The sequence below is a fragment of the Methylobacterium sp. J-059 genome, assembly GCF_022829485.1.
Classification (GTDB): Bacteria; Pseudomonadota; Alphaproteobacteria; order Rhizobiales; family Beijerinckiaceae; genus Methylobacterium.
Genome location: NZ_JAKSYA010000127.1, coordinates 1 through 16,071, shown reverse-complemented (window position 1 = coordinate 16,071; position 16,071 = coordinate 1). Strand labels below are relative to the sequence as shown.

Annotated in this window: 14 protein-coding genes and 1 pseudogene; 9 read left to right on the top strand and 6 right to left on the bottom strand. The window is 66.6% G+C overall.

Features of this window, described 5'->3' with window-relative positions; all coding sequences use genetic code 11:
• Positions 1 to 25: 25 nt before the first annotated feature.
• The 5 genes and pseudogenes from MKK55_RS17995 to MKK55_RS17975 form a co-directional block, all read right to left on the bottom strand.
• The gene (locus tag MKK55_RS17995) at positions 26 to 340 is read right to left on the bottom strand and encodes a hypothetical protein (protein ID WP_243936906.1); all 315 of its coding nucleotides are present in this window, start codon (positions 338 to 340) and stop codon (positions 26 to 28) included.
• Positions 341 to 715: 375 nt separating this feature from the next.
• Positions 716 to 2,296 (bottom strand): annotated as a pseudogene (locus MKK55_RS17990) (DUF2235 domain-containing protein).
• Positions 2,297 to 2,298: 2 nt separating this feature from the next.
• Entirely contained in the window at positions 2,299 to 3,219 is a 921-nt protein-coding gene (locus tag MKK55_RS17985; RefSeq protein ID WP_243936904.1) for a Kiwa anti-phage protein KwaB-like domain-containing protein, read from the bottom strand.
• The gene (locus MKK55_RS17980; protein ID WP_243936902.1) at positions 3,216 to 3,824 is read right to left on the bottom strand and encodes a hypothetical protein; all 609 of its coding nucleotides are present in this window, start codon (positions 3,822 to 3,824) and stop codon (positions 3,216 to 3,218) included. The genes MKK55_RS17985 and MKK55_RS17980 overlap by 4 nt, the downstream gene beginning before the upstream one ends.
• A complete protein-coding gene (locus MKK55_RS17975) occupies positions 3,761 to 4,678 on the bottom strand; it encodes an MFS transporter (protein WP_243936900.1) in 918 nt (305 codons plus the stop codon). The genes MKK55_RS17980 and MKK55_RS17975 overlap by 64 nt, the downstream gene beginning before the upstream one ends.
• A 269-nt stretch (positions 4,679 to 4,947) precedes the next feature.
• Between MKK55_RS17975 and MKK55_RS17970 the strand changes: the two genes are divergently transcribed.
• The 6 genes from MKK55_RS17970 (at position 4,948) to MKK55_RS17945 (ending at position 12,949) form a co-directional block, all read left to right on the top strand.
• Entirely contained in the window at positions 4,948 to 5,580 is a 633-nt protein-coding gene (locus MKK55_RS17970; protein ID WP_243936898.1) for a hypothetical protein, read from the top strand.
• A complete protein-coding gene (locus MKK55_RS17965) occupies positions 5,577 to 7,556 on the top strand; it encodes a hypothetical protein (protein ID WP_243936896.1) in 1,980 nt (659 codons plus the stop codon). Before MKK55_RS17970 ends, MKK55_RS17965 begins: the two co-directional genes overlap by 4 nt.
• Positions 7,557 to 7,570: 14 nt before the next feature.
• Positions 7,571 to 9,553 (top strand): hypothetical protein, encoded by a 1,983-nt coding sequence (locus MKK55_RS17960; protein ID WP_243936894.1) that lies wholly within the window; start codon positions 7,571 to 7,573, stop codon positions 9,551 to 9,553.
• 306 nt (positions 9,554 to 9,859) lie between these two features.
• A complete protein-coding gene (locus MKK55_RS17955) occupies positions 9,860 to 11,152 on the top strand; it encodes a flavin monoamine oxidase family protein (RefSeq protein ID WP_243936893.1) in 1,293 nt (430 codons plus the stop codon).
• 250 nt (positions 11,153 to 11,402) lie between these two features.
• Positions 11,403 to 11,783, top strand: coding sequence for a hypothetical protein (locus MKK55_RS17950; protein ID WP_243937009.1), 381 nt, complete (start codon positions 11,403 to 11,405; stop codon positions 11,781 to 11,783).
• A gap of 260 nt (positions 11,784 to 12,043) precedes the next feature.
• The gene (locus MKK55_RS17945; protein ID WP_227440317.1) at positions 12,044 to 12,949 is read left to right on the top strand and encodes an SDR family oxidoreductase; all 906 of its coding nucleotides are present in this window, start codon (positions 12,044 to 12,046) and stop codon (positions 12,947 to 12,949) included.
• 120 nt (positions 12,950 to 13,069) lie between these two features.
• On the opposite strand, the gene MKK55_RS17940 is transcribed toward MKK55_RS17945, so the two are convergent.
• Positions 13,070 to 13,411, bottom strand: coding sequence for a DUF3140 domain-containing protein (locus MKK55_RS17940; protein ID WP_243936892.1), 342 nt, complete (start codon positions 13,409 to 13,411; stop codon positions 13,070 to 13,072).
• Positions 13,412 to 13,851: 440 nt separating this feature from the next.
• Here MKK55_RS17940 and MKK55_RS17935 point away from each other — a divergent pair, with 440 nt between their 5' ends.
• The 3 genes from MKK55_RS17935 (at position 13,852) to MKK55_RS17925 (ending at position 15,972) form a co-directional block, all read left to right on the top strand.
• A complete protein-coding gene (locus MKK55_RS17935) occupies positions 13,852 to 14,085 on the top strand; it encodes a hypothetical protein (protein ID WP_243936891.1) in 234 nt (77 codons plus the stop codon).
• 139 nt (positions 14,086 to 14,224) lie between these two features.
• The gene (locus MKK55_RS17930; protein ID WP_243937008.1) at positions 14,225 to 15,043 is read left to right on the top strand and encodes a cytochrome b/b6 domain-containing protein; all 819 of its coding nucleotides are present in this window, start codon (positions 14,225 to 14,227) and stop codon (positions 15,041 to 15,043) included.
• Positions 15,040 to 15,972: a molybdopterin-dependent oxidoreductase gene (locus MKK55_RS17925; protein WP_243936890.1), complete on the top strand. Its 933-nt coding sequence runs from the start codon at positions 15,040 to 15,042 to the stop codon at positions 15,970 to 15,972. Before MKK55_RS17930 ends, MKK55_RS17925 begins: the two co-directional genes overlap by 4 nt.
• The last annotated feature ends 99 nt before the right edge of the window (positions 15,973 to 16,071 follow it).

The following is a 16,071-nucleotide window of genomic DNA, read 5'->3' as shown; positions in this document are numbered from 1 at the left end:
ACGTACGCGGCCCCGGGGGCGTACGTCACGCGCGGCGGGCGTTCGTACGGCGGGCGGCAGTCACAGCGACCCGGACGGCCTCAGCCCGGCGCACCTTGGCGAGCTCGGCCTTGAGGGCGGCGTTCTCGGCGCGGAGGGCGGCGAGCTCGCGGCGGTCCCGGGCCATCGCCTGGCCGACGGTGGCGAGGTGCTCGACGGTGACGGCATCCTCGTGGGCGGCCCGGGCGGCGGCAACGCGAGCCTCGCCCAGGGCGAGCCCGTTCTGGTGGGCGATGGCGAGGCCGGCAGCTAGGCTGTAGGCGCCGCGCTCGAAGGTCTCCGCAAAGTTCTCGCCGCGCATGGGGGCCTCCTGTGGACCGGCTGTGTCCAACAAGAGATCGCCATCCCGATTCCGTTGTCGAGAGTCCCTCGCACGCTGTGGTTACCGATCTCCTGGCCGCATGTGGAGAACCCCGTCACGTGCGGGCCAACTCGGAGACAGGCTGCAGGCTGGCGTTCGTATGGTGAATGAGCGTCCCGTTACACCTAGGCTGTGCAACGAATGCTCGGACTTGCGTAACGCTTTGTTGAAAGTCTGAATCAGCCCTGTCCGATGACGAGGAAGCCCATGATGTCGGCTCGAAATCGTCTGTCGAACGAAACCCAGAGATCGGTTTGCGAAATCGAGGTGCCGGTAGAGCAAGTCGCGGCTGCCGAGGTCCCGATCTGACCATGCTCACGGTGTCGGCGGTAAGGCGCCCTCCGGCTGCATGCCGTTGGCCGTAGACGCCCCCGATGCCCCGCCTGGCGAGGCGTAGAGGCGCCTGAACCTATCGTGGTTCTCCAAGGCCTTCGGCCGGTAGGAGCCTGATCCCGCGCATTGGACAACGGAGGCGAGGCCGAAGCGTTCGACCACCGTCGGATGCACCGGCGCGTCGTGTACGATGGTTCGGACCGGGGCCTCCCAGTTCCATGATACGGAGAACGGTCGAAGGAACCGTGGGATCGACCGTTCGATGGTATCGTGCATGCTGGCGATCTCGCAGTGCTGCACTCCGTCGGCGGACGGGTAGAGGTGTAGCGTGGGGTTGCCGGTGGCGTCGCCGGGCGCCCGCAGCCCTTCCAACATTAGGCCGTCTGGGATCCTGGTCGCTTCCTCGATCATCCACTTCAGCGGTATGTCGGAAAGGCGGGACTCAGTCTTGGGATAGCTTCCTCCGATATCCGAGTGATTGCCTGCGAACCAGATTTGGACCAGTCGCGCCGGCCCTTAGGGATGCGCCGGCGCGACGGGCTGCAATCCGCCCCATGCCACCCGGTCGAAGTCCTTGCGGGTCTCGTCGATGGCGTTGGCGGACCGAGCGTAGCGGACGAAGCGGCTCAGGAGGCGGTCGAAGTTCTCTCCCTTCCATTCGGCCATGTGGGTGCGAACGTCGCCGGGGTTCGGAAAATCGCGGATGACCTTCCTGCGGATGAGCCAATTACGCCGCCACAGGTAGGCGCCGCCGGTGAGCATGAAGGCAGGCAGCAGCAAGGCGAAGGCCGCATCGAACCGGACGCCCGGATAGAGGTGGAGCAGACCGGCAACTGCGGCGGCCGGCAGGAGGCCCAGCACTGCGGTGCCCAGTGCAGCCCCGACGGCCAGGCCCGCTTGGAGGAGGAAGCGCCGCAGGCCCCGCGCACCGAGGGCGGCCACGGTGTCGAAGACCCCGACGAAGTAGGGGGCCGCATTCGAGCGTTCGGGCTCCCCGGTCTCATGTGCCGAGCCGTAGCGGTCTCGGAAGCGCCGTGCGAGTTCTTCCCTTTCGGCCTCGTACAGCTCGCGCTCATGACTGGCGCCGTGCTCAAACACCGTATCGACGGCCTCTTGCGCGATGTCGCGCGCTGCTTTCCGGAATTGCGGGACGGCGGAGCCGTCCGGCATCCGAGTCGGGACGCCGCAAAGCCTCAGGAGGTTCGCCACGCATCGGGCGGTGTATGCGCCGCGACTGAACCCGATCAGGAATATGCGGTTTCCGGGTCGGTGGTGGTCGATGATGAACTCGTAGCAATCGACGATGTTCGCGTTAATGCCGCGGCCCGTGACCGACGCCAGGAGCTTCTGAACGAACCGGACCGGGGCGGTCATGGCGGTGGCCCCGATGTCGGTGCCGAGGCCCGGGTCGTAGAACGAGACCTGGTCGGCCGGGTCGATGGAGTTCTCCGGTCCCGTCCTGGCGAGCCGGTACATCTTGTAGACGTTGCTCACCCTCTGCTCTGGCCGGACACCGCCATCCTGGCCGGTGCCGTCCGAGAAGATCACGATGTTCCTGCCCATGCTCAACCCACTCGCTCGGTGCTCGGCACGTCGAACATCCCAAGCGTCAGGCGCGATTCCAGACGGTGGTCCAGGAGCGCCTGGAAGATATCTCGGCCGCTTTCCACCGAAGGCACGATCCGACCCGCATCGTCGAAGGCGATGGCCAAGTTCATCCGCGCATGCTCGGCGAGCAGCCGTTCCATGAAGGCTGCATCCTTGTAGAGGCCCTTCTGCTGGATCGCGACGGCCCGCCGCAGATGGATCCTGTTCGTCCCTACATAGTCGTTCAGGGGACCGAGATCGGTGAAGATGCCGGCGAAGGCGGGCTCCGCCTTCAACGCCAAGAACGCCGTCTCGTGGCCCACCTTGTAGGACAGCACCGACTCAAAGTGAGGCTTGCTTCTGACGAAGACCCGGTCTTCGAGCACGAAGAAGTCGAAGTCCGGACGGATCGAGAAGCCCGGTTTCTCTTCGAGGTCCAGTTCCTCGTCGTTGAAGAACATCCTGATGACGCCCGTTGTCCTTCGCGTCGACCACGAGGCATCGGTCTTGCGCACGGCCAGCAGCGTCCTGCCGTCGTGGACGAACTTAGCCACGCAGAAGACGCTGTTGGCGAGATCCCGTATCCCTCGGACCTTGCGGGCCGGCGTGGGCTCGGCGACCGCCTCGGAGATCAAATGCGCATGGGTCTCGTCAGCCTGGACCGTCAGGGCGCTGGCCTCGTTGTTCTGAGCGAGAATGTCGTACTCGATGGTTTCGGCGATCGGTTCGAGGCATTTGACGACGGCGCCGCGCAACCTGGTCGCCAGTTCGTCGGTGATGCCGACCCATCGGCCCGAATACCTGGGGCGTCCCTCCCCGCCGGGGGCCGTCTTGAACAACCAGACCGAGACCCCCGCCGAGGCCAGGTCGAACGCCTTCAAGTCCGCGAGCGTGGTCATCCCCGGTCGTCCCCCCCGTCGTCTCTCACGACCATCACGTCCTGCAGGCCGCCTTGGTAGTAGCTCCGCTCGGGCTCCACGACGACCTTCGAGAGCATCCGCCCGACGTGGGTATTGCCGCCGCCCTCGTATATGTATTTGACCTCGAACAACTTCCAGCCGAACGCGGCCAGGACGGGATTGAGGACGATCTGCCCGGACCTGTAGGTGATCCAGAATATCCAGATCAGGAACACGGCGAACCCGATGAGCTTGAGGGGCTGATCGTATTCGAGGCTGATGAAGGAGACGACGTAGGGGATCACGTAATTGATGAGATCGGCGGGGATGTGCTTGCTCTCTGTCACCCTCACGCGATGTGGGGTCCGCACGAGGCGAAGGGCGAGGAAGGTGACCGCCATGCCCGTCGCGCAGATCGCCACCGCCGACAACGACCAGATCGGGTTCTTGAGGGGGCTCGCGCATTCCAGGGCGACCATCGTTGCCACCGGGCAGATCCCCCGTTTCACGGGCCCGACGTCTAAGTCCTGGGCGAGCAGGATCACGCTGAGCGGTAGGTACGACCCGAGATAGATCGCGACCGCGACGAGGATCCTGAGCTGCATTCCCTTTGTCTCTTGACGGTCCGTGTCAGCTCGACCCGGTAGAGGACCGCTCGATAAGCACTGGATCGGATCCTAGATGGGGCTAGGCGTGTCTGATTTCGACCTGTCGGACGCTGTTTGCCCGCCCGCCACCGGTCGTGGAGAGCGGGCGGCCAGGACGTGCTCGCCCGGCAGGCGGGCCGGCCCGGCGGGCTTTGCGAGCGGCGTCGCCCCCACGGTCGGCGGCGGGGGGAACGGCGGCGGTCCGGTCCCGGCCGGGCGCAGAGCGGCGCCATTACCAGGGCCGCTAGCAGGGCGTAGACGATGCAGGTGTCGCGCCATCCGACATGGATGTTGAGAAAACGCATCGCCGGCCAGCACAGGGTGATGTCGAAGCCCAACGCGATCGCGATCTGCGTCATCGCCCCGTGGGCTGAGGCGCCGTAGGCTTGCCCGATGGCGGCGATGAGCGGATCGTAAAATGCCACCGCCATGCCCGCACCGATGACCGCCCAGGCGAGGAGGAAGACTGGCAGGTTCGGAGAGACCGCCATCATGATCTGGCCAGCGGCGATGACGAGGGATCCGGCGACCAGTACGGTCCGGCCGCCATGCTGTCGGATCATCCGCCCGTCCCAGGGCGAGAGGAACCCGGAGATCAGGATCGCGAGTAAGAGGGCGCCGACGACCATGCCCTGCGACCAGCCCGTGGATTGGATGATGGGATTGGCCAGAGCCGCGATGAGGAAGAACGAGCCGCCCCACAGGATGATCTGCGTCACGCCGAGGGCTACGTTCTTGGGCAGCGTCGATCCGAGGAATTTCACCGGAGAAGTTGCGGGAGACGTCGTCGACACAGGGGATTTGCTCCGCATTCCGGCCGATCCGTCGTCTGGCCCTGAGGATCGTGGTCCGTCGAAGACGTCGCGCCTCCGTTGCCGGCGACCATCGAAGCGGCCAGGTCGGACGCGATGGTTCACCTTGACCTGGAACCCATCGTCCGCGCGGGCTAGCATGTTCGTGAGTTTGGATTGCAGCGTGGAAGAACGCATGCCTGTCCCTGAAGAGACCAGGCTTTGCCTATCGAGTGACCGGAATGGATGGGCCGCCTGATACTGCCGTAAGCATTGGAGCACACCGTCAGGTGCCGGGTAGCGTCGCCGCATCCCATATCGGTCTCCACCATCGCGATGCGGTCCGCCTGCTCTTCATCCTGGCGCTGGGAAGCGAGGAGGCGGGGGATGGTGAACGCATCTTCCGCGGCGAGAAGCGGGCGATGGCCATCGATTTCCTCGTCCGCTACCCGGACTATCTCGCAGACGAGCTCATCACCCGATACGAGACCAAGTCCGATCAGGAAGCCCTAGACGCCGCGGTCGCGATCTTCGATGCGGATGAGCCGGATGAGCGTACGGTCGCGATGGTGCGTTGGCGACGTGGCGCCTTCCAGAACATCGAGATGCCGCTGTCGATCCTGACGGCATACGGCTTGGTTCGGCCCTTGCGGCAAACCGCCGGCCAGCGCCGGCACGACTTCGTGGTCCTGCCGGCGGCGTTCGCCTTCATCGAACGGATCGAGCGCGAGCAGCCCACCTTGCGATGGTACAGGTCGCGCGTCGACCTCGTGATGACCCTGACGGCCTTCCGCAGTGGGTCCGACCTGAAGGGGGACCAGTACCTCCATCCCGAATACCGCGATGCCCGCCATGGGACGGAGATACCCTCCATCAAGGAGCGTGTTCTCGACCGACTCAAGGCGATCAGGGGACGACCATGACCACGCAAGCCACCGCAGCGGAATGGGTCGAGTCCATCGCCTGCAAGGCGTCGCTGCCGATCCCGACCGTTCAGGAGATCCTGGACCGACACGGCGTTGAGCCGCAATCCACGCTTCCGCGCAGGAAAAGCCTCCGCATCCGGTCCGTCACACTCGAAGGGGTGAAGGAGGGCACTTCCGCCGACGGTCCGTTCGCCAAGACGTTCACATTCGGACCGGGCCTCTGGGCCATCGTCTCCGACCAGAATTCCCGCGGGAAGTCGACGCTCCTGAACGTGATACAGGGCGGTATCCGAGGGAACATCCACGACCGCATCAAGCCGGATGTCTGGCGATGGCTCAGCCGTGCCGCGGTGATCTTCGAAGCCAACGGCATCGGTCATCGCCTCCTCGTCACCAAGGACGCCGGCGACACTGACAAGGATGCGGTCGGGACGTTCTGCCGTGAGCAGGACGAGGCATGGCTTCCGCTGTTCGAAGGCACTGTCGGCAAGCCCCTTGAGCGCGCGGTCGAGGACGCGATGCTGGCCGAGTTCGGCTTTGCGCGGTTCCATGCCCACAACGAAAAGGACGGCAGTCACACGCACGGCTGGCCGGTGATCGCCTCCGCGTTGTTCGTCGAGGGGCCGGGCAAGGCGGTATTCGGCGAGTTGCTGATCGACGCCATCCCGCTTCGCCTGCTCCAGATGTTCATGGGCCTGCCGTGGGTCAGCACCTACACGGCCGCGTCGACGGCGCTCAAGCGGCTCAAGGCGACGAAGGTCGAGCGTCCATCGACGTCCGGCGGCTTGAGGGAGAGGCTCCAGGCCCGGCTCGAAAAGGTGGAATCCTCATTGGAGTCCGCACGTGGACGGGTCCGCCCCGGGATGGTGCGCGCCGACCTTCGAGCCATGATGCTGCATGAGGACGGTCGTCTCCTCGGCCTGCGCGAGCAGGTCGAGGCGAAACGGCAGGACGCGTTCAGGCTTGAGCGTCAGTTGCAGGGTGCGACCACCACACTCGCCGATACGCGACGGGCGCTGCAGCAGCTCAAGGACGACCGGGCGGCCGGGGTGGTCCTTCGCACCTTGCGGCCGGTCTGCTGCCCCTCGTGCGACGCTGGCATTGACCATGACCGGCACGCCCGGGCCGGAGAGGGATCGACCTGCGCACTGTGCGGCACCCGCGAGACCCCGGCCGAGGACGAGGACGGTCTGCGCCTTGAGGAACTGCAGCATGACGCTAACGACGTTGCGGCCGCCGTCGCCGAGCTCCGTCTGCAATCTGAGGGCGCGCAGGCATCGCAGCGCGGGGCGGAGCAGGATCTGGGAAAGGCCATCGCCGCCGTACGTGCCCTCGAAGCCGAGTTGAGGAAGGACGACACGGCCGACCTGGAATTGGAGATTCGGGGGTTCGAGGCCCAGCGCGAGCAACTCATGGCCCTGATCGCCGCCGAGCAGGAGGAGGAGGTCGAGGAGCAGGCCGCCGACGACATCGGCCAACACGACGAGACCGTGCTCAAGGTCGCCGAGGATGTTACCAAGGATCTCTACGACGACCTGGCACGGGAGATCCTCGCCGACGTTTCGCGGGAGATCACCGAACTCTCCCGCTCCTTCGGGGTCCAGAACATCGAGAGCATGGATTTGGGTACGGGGGGTGCGATGCGCATCATGCAGGGTCATGCCCTGACGAGCTTCGGGAAGCTTTCCCCAGGTGAGAACCTGCGCGTCCGGATCGCGGCGGCGCTCGCCGTGATCGAGGTGTCACGGCAACGCATGTACGGTCGGCACCCGGGCTTGCTGGTCCTCGACAGCCCCGGCGCGCAGGAGATGGCACCAGCCGACTTCGCCGCGTTGCTGTCCCGCGTGCACGAGGCTATCGAGAGCGCGGGGGACATCCAGATCATCGTCGGCGCCCGCGCGGAGTCGACACTCCTGGATGTTGTCCCATGCGATCACGTGACCCACGCTGAAGGGGACCGATTCCTTTTCTGAACCCGGGAGCCCTGGTGTCGTCCGAACTGATCCAGCGCCTTCTGGACGAGTGCGACCCCACCGACCTCGGAGACGTCTCGTCCGACGAGCTTGCAGCGGCGGCTGCCGGGCATTCGACGGAGGTTGAGGGTGCACGGCTCTTCGTCGCGTTGGCCATGCATCCGCGCGCCGATGCGACCGCGGCGGCCCTGATCGTCCTGGTCCAAAACGCTGACATCCTTGCCATGATGGAGATCGCGTCGTGGTTCGGCCGCGGCGGCCAGGTCGCGGCGCCGCAACGGTCCGGGCTTGGCCAGGCGTTCCTCGGACGGGCAACCGACAGGTCGGTTGACTACGGTACCCGTTCCCAGGCGCTGAAGGCGGCGATGATCTTGGCCCAGTCGGAACGGGCACTGCTCCGGCGTTTACAGGCCGTCCTCCTCGAACTCGACCCTTCCGACGAAGGCATCTACCTCAGACATGCGACCAGGATCACCGGGGCCGTACTCGGCCACGAACCGGCGGACGATGACCTCCGTAACAAGCTGACGGAGCTCACGGATGTCCAGGATGCCGAGGACGAGGCTGCTGTCGAGCTTGGCCTCGACGCCCTGAGAGCCGGGCTCGACGCTACCACGCCGGAGGCCGCACTAAGCGCTTTCGGGGCGGCACGGGACTGGTTCGCGCGTGCCGAGGACGCGACGGAGGTGCGTCTCGACGCGCGCCTCTACCGAACTTGCCTGGACATCTTGCTCGCCTTCCACGAGGGCCGAACCAGCGACGACCTCCCCGACAGGATCGCGTCGGTGACACGATCCGCCTTCGAGTACACCGCATACCTTACGGATGGCGACTGGCATCCAGAGACATCGTCCTGGCTTGCCTCGAAGGACCTCGAACGCGTCCATTGGACCTCGCTGGCGCTCCGCCTCGGATCGCTCGTGGACAAGGTCTCCCGTTCGGCCTGGCTGAAGGTCGCCGCGGTCATGGAGGACGAATTGCTCTCCATCTACGCCGCAAGCCGCAGCATGTTTCGACGCAGCGCGGACGGGGGACTGGAGCAGGTCGTACGGCCACGGATCGTCGGTGCCATGCAGGGGGAACTGCGCTCCCTCGACATCCTGGATCACTGGATCGCGGAGAATTCCGGGTCCGCCTCCCTGCCGGACGCCAAGTCCCTCTGGGACCTCGTGGGGGAGGCCCGCGAGGCCATTGTCGGCCACCGCCCTTCCGGGGCGGCGGCCGGGAGCTCACCGACCGCCGCCATCCTTGAGCGCCTGCCCGAACCGATACGCGAGACCGTCTCGGCCCGTATCGAGGCGGACGCCTTGTCCTTGCTCGACGAGAGCGTCTCGCGCACGGTCGACGAGGTCCTGGCACGGGCCACCACCGCCTTAATGTCCAACGTCGACTACAGGGAGAAGCCTGATGCCCGGCAGTTCTTCGACGTCCTTCTCCTGGACGTCACGCGTTTCGTGGTGTCGAGGTACAACCTGAGCACGGCCACGTTCCCAGGGGTCGCCTATCTCTTCAACAGGGATAAGGCCAATCCGCCGCTGGAGGCCGACCTCCAGCACGATCTCGTCAACTACCTCATGGGCTCAAGGCTCGCCGATATCTGCCGACCTGAAGCCCGCGACCTCGGGGGTGGCCGCGTCGACGTCCTATTCACCTACAAGTGGTTGAAGACGACATCCGAACTGAAGCGGTCCTTCCCGAAGCTCACCTCGGGCGAGCTCGTCGATAGGTACGGTCCGCAGGCCATCTCGTACCAGGGAACGAACGTCGCTCTCTCCATGCTCATGGTCCTCGACCTGTACGACCGCGCCGGAGCCCAGGCCGACATTCGCGACCAGATCGACGTGCATCACCGGACGGTGGCCGATAGCTCCGTGGAGAGCGCAGTCGTACTTTTCCGTGTGCAGGGCCGGCGACAGACCCCCTCGGACGTCACCAAAGCTGCGCTGACGTCACCTCGGGCCAAGCCAGGTGTGGTGGCGCCTGCTCCCATGCAGTGATCTGAGCCATGACAGGTGGATCGGGGAAAACATCGATTCCATTCTCGATATTCCCTCTCATTGCGACCTTGAGCACCGCACCCCGCTCGCGGTCGATCTGACCGAGCATCGGCAAAGCCCGTTGCCAAGCCGCCAGGAGTACGTGGTCGATTTTGACGACCCAGGCTTTGGGAAGCTGTTAGCTATCCCTGAAGGTCTTCCTAGGGCCGTGTGGGCACGCTTCCATCAGCTCTCGTGTTTCGTTCGCCGCGGCGCACCAACCGCACGAATCTTGGATGTCGTCTCAGCCGACCTCACCTTGGCCCCATGGACACCACGTTCGACGTCATCATCGTAGGGGGAGGCGCCGCCGGCATCGGCGCCGCGCGGCGGCTCACGGCCCAAGGCTCGTCGACCTTGCTGCTTGAGGCGTCGCCGCGTCTCGGCGGCCGCGCCCACACGCAGGACCTCGGGGGCTACCCGCTCGATCTCGGCTGCGAGTGGCTCCACTCGGGCGACCGCAACGCGTGGGTGGGCATCGCCGAGGCGTCCGGCTTCCCGGTGGACCGAGGCGATCCGCCATGGGCGAAGGCGCATCCCGGCAACGTCCAGGACGAGGACGACGAGGAGGCGGCGCAGAGGGCGTTCGGCGACTGGGAGGAGCGGCTCCGCACGGTGGCGGCTGGCAGCGACCGGGGCAGCGACGCCCTTGAGCCCGGCGGCTCCTGGAACGCCTACGTCCGGGCCATCGCCGGCTTCATGAGCGGCGTCGCGCCCGAGAGGATCTCCGCCACGGACTACCTGGCCTACGACGATGCCTCGACGGGCCGGAACTGGCACCTGCCGCTCGGCTACGGCACGCTGGTCGCCGCCAGCCTGCCGTCCTCGACGGCGTTGCGGCTCGCCACTCCCGCCCAGCGGATCGACCTGACGGCGGACGGCGTCGCGGTCACCACGCGCGCGGGCACCGTTCGCGCCGGCGCCGCCATCCTCACGGTCTCGACCACGGTCCTGGCCGGCGACGCGATCCGCCTTCCATCCGGGACGGACCCTTGGCGCGAGGCGGCCGCCGCCTTGCCTCTCGGTCGCAACGAAAAGATCTTCCTGGAGATCGGCCGCGACGCCGCGTTCGAATCCGACGTGCATGCCTACGGCAACCTCCACGACCCGCGGTCCGCCGCCTATTCCATCCGCCCGAACGGATGGCCGGTGATCGAGGCTTTCCTCGGGGGCGAAGGTGCCCGGATCGTGGAGGAGGACGGCCCGGCCGCGGGCTTCGCCTTCGTCTCGGCCGAGTTGGTGTCCCTGTTCGGGAGTGACGTGGCGTCGGCGATCCGACCGCTCGCGGTGACCGCCTGGAGCCGGATGGCATCCATCGGCGGGGCCTACAGCTGCGCCCTGCCGGGCCGATCCCAGGCGCGGGCACGGCTGGCTCAGCCCTTCGAGGACAGGCTCTTCTTCGCCGGCGAGGCGACGCACCCCTTCGACTTCACGACCGCCCACGGGGCCCACGACAGCGGGCGACGGGCCGCCGACGAGGCGTTCGCGGCGCTTCGGGAGAGGCGCGGCCTCGTGCTGCGAGGATCAATGGCCGCCGCGGAAGCACGAGCGGCTCGGTAGCGATCCATCCCGATGGCGTAACGCCTCGACCGGCAGGGCAACCGCCGACGCCGCCATCGCTTTCGTGGCCGGAACACCAGCAAGGTCCGCCGCCTTGCCCCACGCGGGGCATGTCCCGCACGGAAGGGCATCCGCGATGCAGGGCTATGCAACCTCGTTCGGTCTCGGCCTCGTGGCCGGAATGCGCAACATGACGGCGTGCGCCGCCTTGGCCTAGGCCGCGTCGGAGGGCCGGACACGCGGAACCCTCATCCCAGGCGGCTCCGGTGCCCGCACGCTCGCAACGGCGGCGGCGGTCGCCGAGATGGCGGGGGACAAGATGCCGTTCGCCCCCGACCGTCGCATCCCGCCGTCCTTCGCCTTCCGGCTTGCCGTCGGAGCGGTCGGCGGATGGGCGTTGGCCGGTCGCCGTGCGTCGCCCCAGGTCGGGGCTTTGGCAGGCATGGCGGGCGCAATCGCCGGGACGCTCCTCGGCCGGGCCGCCCGCGGTCCCGACTCCCGCACCACCCCCGGACGCGCCAAGGGCCTCGCCGAGGATGCCGCCGCCGTCGGCCTAGCCGTCCTGGTGGTGTCCTCGGCCGAGCGCCATCCCCGGACGACCGGTGCGGTTTCCGGCGCTCGTCGTACCTAGGGGCCCCGTGGCTCGCTTTCCGATGCAGGGTCGAGCTGTTCCTTCCCGGTGATCCGGGGTCGGCGCGGGCGACGGGGTTGCGGGCGGGAGTGATCTCGGACGGGGCGCCAACGGTCGGAAACGCCGGGGTGACCATTGCCCGCGGTCGTGTGTGGGAACGCGCCTCGTCCGAATGGGATTTGGACAGCGACCGGGCCCGACCAAGTTCGCGCCGGCCGCGGCCATGGCCCGGCATGGATCACCCTCCCCAGGATATGTTGATGACAGACGCACGGAACCATCGCGTGGCGATGCAGGACCCCCGCACCCAGTATCCGCAGCCTCCGTTCAAACGTCAGCCGCAGGAGGCGCCGGGCCTCGCCGGGGCGATGGACCCGAAGCCCGACCACGGCGAGACGAGCTATGTCGGCCACGGTCGCCTCGCCGGCCGCAGGGCCCTGGTGACCGGCGCCGACAGCGGCGTCGGTCGGGCCGCAGCCATCGCCTTCGCCCGAGAAGGGGCGGATGTCGCCCTGAGCTTCGTCGAGGCCGAGATGCCGGACGCGCGCGAGGTGGCCAAGCTGATCGAGGCCGAGGGTCGCAAGGCGATCCTGCTGCCCGGTGACATCACCGACAAGGCGTTCTGCGAGACCCTGGTGCACAAGGCCGTGGTCGAACTCGGCGGCCTCGACATCCTGGTGAACAACGCCGGCAAGCAGACCAACCAGACGGATATCGGCGACATTACGGACGAGCAGTTCGACCGGACGCTGAAGACCAATCTCTACGCGATGTTCTGGATCACCAAGGTGGCGATGCCGCTGCTCCCGGCGGGTGCGTCGATCATCAACACGGCATCCGTGGTGGCCTACAACCCGCCCAAGATCCTGGTCGACTACGCGACCACGAAGGCCGGCATCATCGCGTTCACGAAGGCACTGGCCAAGCAGTCCATCGAGAAGGGGATCCGGGTGAACGCGGTGGCGCCGGGACCGTTCTGGACCGCGCTGCAACCGTCCGGCGGCCAGCCGCAGGAGGCGGTCGAGAAGTTCGGGTCGGAGGTGCCGTTGGGTCGACCGGGGCAGCCGGTGGAGCTCGCGCCGATCTATGTTTTCCTGGCTTCCCAGGAGGCGAGTTTCGTGACCGGCGAGGTCTACGGCGCCACCGGCGGCAACGGCACCGCATAGGTCACGTCACGCCCGACGGATTGGCTGATCCATCCGGAATGAACGACGCGCTACCCTGGGCGGCAGAGACCGACCCAGGGGGGTTGCCGTCGGGGACGAGCCATCGCTCCCCGCTCCCGTTCACTTCAAGGGGTCGTGCCCCCAATTCATCAGCGACAGCCGCCAGGGCGAGTCCTTCACCTCATCCTTGTCCTTCGGGCCACCCTGCTTGAGGTGCCGATGGACGTAACCGACGACCTTGCGCATGTGGTCGTAGTCGTCATCCGACAGGTCGGCCTTCTTAGCGTTCAGGATCTCGACGATTCGCCGGCCTTCCTGGTGGCCGGTCGCCTCGCCGCCGTCCTTCTTCTGGCCGACGGACCGGCTGTCGTCGCCCTTCAGGTGCTTCTCCAACGCCGAGGCCGTCATGTTCACGACCTCCTTGAACTCCCTGTAGGTCGCCTCGTGGTCCTCCTTGGCCATTCGTGAACTCCTGATCGACGGACGATGGTTGCGACCGCCCCGCAACTAGGTCGGTGCCAGGCATGAACGCACCGGACGTCGAGTCGGGTCCCGGTCGTAGACGACAGCTGGAGTCTCCAAGCCGTAGGGTCGGGGCAGGGAGCCCTATGGACAGTCCTCTGCTTGGATGACCGCATCGTTCATCAGGAGTTGAGCACATCGAATTCCGCCGTCGCGCACGCATGGGGTGTCGGACCTGAAACTTTCGGCAGTCCGGTCCCGTAACGATGCGCGAGAACGGAATCGCGCCCAGGCCACAGGCCTTGATTTGAGTGCGCGATACCTACTGTCTATCCATCATAGTATAGAAAATAATCTCCCCGTTTCTGAGGGAACAACAATACAATCATGCTGTTGTCCCGTGGGTTGGATAAGATGTTCACCTGTACAGGAGATATTGCATGAAGACGTTCACCCTTGCGCTGACCGCACTGACCGCCCTTGGCGGCATCGCCCTCGCTTCAGGTTCGGCAAACGCCGCGCCGATGTCCGCTAACGGCATGCAGACCGAGAGCGGCGTCACCCAGGTCCGCATGATGCAGGGCGACCGGATGATGATGAAGAAGCGCATGATGCGGAAGCAGATGATGAAGCGCCGCATGATGAAGAAGCGGATGATGAACCGCGGGATGTGATCCCAGGCGCCTTGCGCTTCCGGAGGTCCCGATGCGGGGCCTCCGCCCCGGTGGCCATGAGTTCGAGGACGACCGTTTGGCTCGAACCTACCTCACCAGATCCGCTCCCGAGACCGGCGAGGTCGAGCGCCGCCGTTGGATGTTCCGGCACCCCGTCGTCATCCGCGTCACGCACTGGGTCAACGCGGTCTGCCTCCTGGTGCTGCTGATGAGCGGCCTGCAGATCTTCAACGCCCATCCGGCCCTGTACTGGGGCAAGGTCTCGACCTTCGACACCCCGCTGATGGCGATGTCCTCCAGCGAGGACGATCCACTGAGAGGCGTCACGAACGTCCTCGGGCACACCTTCGACACCACCGGCTGGCTCGGCTCGTCGCCGGGCGCCGACGGCGAGGCGGCCGACCGCGGCTTCCCGGCCTGGGCCACCCTGCCGAGCGACCAGGACCTCACCGGCGGTCGCTCCTGGCACTTCTTCTTCGCCTGGGCCTTCGTCCTGAACGGGCTCGCCTACCTGCTCTACGGGCTGGTCAGTGGACAGCTTCGATTCCGGGTGATCCCCTCACGTGACAAGATCCGGCACTTCGGCGCGTCGGTGTGGGAGCACATGACCCTACGTTTCCCGCAGGGGAACGAGGCCAAGCGCTACAACGTCATCCAGAAGCTCACCTACCTCGTCGTGCTGTTCGTGCTCCTGCCGGTGCAGGTGCTGGCCGGGCTCGCGATGTCGCCGGCGATGGACGCGGCGTTCCCGTTCCTCCTGACGCTCTTCGACGGTCGCCAGTCGGCGCGCACGGTCCACTTCGTGGTGGCGGCCCTGCTCGTCCTGTTCGTCGTCGTGCACGTCGCCCTCGTCCTGCTCTCGGGCTTCGGGAACAACATGCGCGGCATGCTCACCGGCTGGTTCGTGATCGAGCGCAAGGTCGAGCCGGCGCCCGTTACCGGGGAGACCCGGGCATGAGCCGCATCCTAAGCCGACGCGCCCTCCTGACCGGGGCTTCCGCCGCGGCCGCGGCGGCCATGCTCGGCGGATGCGACCGGCTGGGTAACGCAGCGTGGTTCCAACGCACCCTCAAGTCCGGCGAGGACGCCAACCTGTTCGTCCAGCGCCTGCTCCTGACCGACCGCACGCTGGCGCCCGAATACGCCGAATCCGACATCTCGCCGTGGTTCAAGCTGAACGGCACCGAGGACCCGCCGGACAAGGCGTACAAGGCCCTGGCGAGGGGCAAGTTCGCCAAGTACCACCTGGAGGTCGACGGTCTCGTTGAGGCGCCCTTCAGGCTGTCGCTGGCCGAGCTCCGCAAGCTACCGGCGCGCACCCAGGTCACCCGGCACGATTGCGTCGAGGGGTGGAGCGCCATCGGCAAGTGGACCGGGGTGCCGCTAGCCGACCTCCTGACCCGGGCCAAGCTGAAGCCCGAGGCGCGCTACGTGGTGTTCCACTGCGCCGACACCATGGACCAGGGCGAGGACGACGGTGCGGCCGACACAGCGCAGGATGGCGGCCCCGACGAGGCGGTCCCCGCGGGCAACGCCAACCCGGCCATGACCAAGCAGTCGGGCGGCGGGGAGAGCAGGAAGAGTTCCGGCGGCCAGCAGGCGTCGGAGGACACCGCGGCCGGCGGCGGATCGCCGGTCCGATACTACGAGAGCATCGACCTCGTGGACGCGTTCCACCCGCAGACGATCCTCGCCTACGACATGAACGGCACGGCGCTTCCCGTCTCGAACGGCGCCCCGCTGCGCCTCCGCGTCGAACGCAACCTCGGCTACAAGCAGGCCAAGTACGTGATGCGCATCGAGGTGGTCGAGGGCTTCGCACACATCGGCGAGGGCAAGGGCGGGTACTGGGAGGACCAGGGCTACGCCTGGTATGCCGGCATCTGAGGTGGCAGGGACGTGCCGTCGACGTTCACGCGGGACCTAGATCCTCGCCATTTCCGAGGCGACGTCCAGCAGGGTTTCCCCGGTCACGTCGGGTCCCTT

Excerpts from the sequence above, each read along its gene's own strand:
- MKK55_RS17995 (WP_243936906.1), bottom strand. The coding sequence starts at position 340 with ATGCGCGGCGAGAACTTTGCGGAGACCTTCGAGCGCGGCGCCTACAGC.
- MKK55_RS17985 (WP_243936904.1), bottom strand. The coding sequence starts at position 3,219 with ATGACCACGCTCGCGGACTTGAAGGCGTTCGACCTGGCCTCGGCGGGG.
- MKK55_RS17980 (WP_243936902.1), bottom strand. The coding sequence starts at position 3,824 with ATGCAGCTCAGGATCCTCGTCGCGGTCGCGATCTATCTCGGGTCGTAC.
- MKK55_RS17975 (WP_243936900.1), bottom strand. The coding sequence starts at position 4,678 with ATGCGGAGCAAATCCCCTGTGTCGACGACGTCTCCCGCAACTTCTCCG.
- MKK55_RS17965 (WP_243936896.1), top strand. The coding sequence starts at position 5,577 with ATGACCACGCAAGCCACCGCAGCGGAATGGGTCGAGTCCATCGCCTGC.
- MKK55_RS17955 (WP_243936893.1), top strand. The coding sequence starts at position 9,860 with ATGGACACCACGTTCGACGTCATCATCGTAGGGGGAGGCGCCGCCGGC.
- MKK55_RS17945 (WP_227440317.1), top strand. The coding sequence starts at position 12,044 with ATGACAGACGCACGGAACCATCGCGTGGCGATGCAGGACCCCCGCACC.
- MKK55_RS17940 (WP_243936892.1), bottom strand. The coding sequence starts at position 13,411 with ATGGCCAAGGAGGACCACGAGGCGACCTACAGGGAGTTCAAGGAGGTC.
- MKK55_RS17935 (WP_243936891.1), top strand. The coding sequence starts at position 13,852 with ATGAAGACGTTCACCCTTGCGCTGACCGCACTGACCGCCCTTGGCGGC.
- MKK55_RS17930 (WP_243937008.1), top strand. The coding sequence starts at position 14,225 with ATGTTCCGGCACCCCGTCGTCATCCGCGTCACGCACTGGGTCAACGCG.
- MKK55_RS17925 (WP_243936890.1), top strand. The coding sequence starts at position 15,040 with ATGAGCCGCATCCTAAGCCGACGCGCCCTCCTGACCGGGGCTTCCGCC.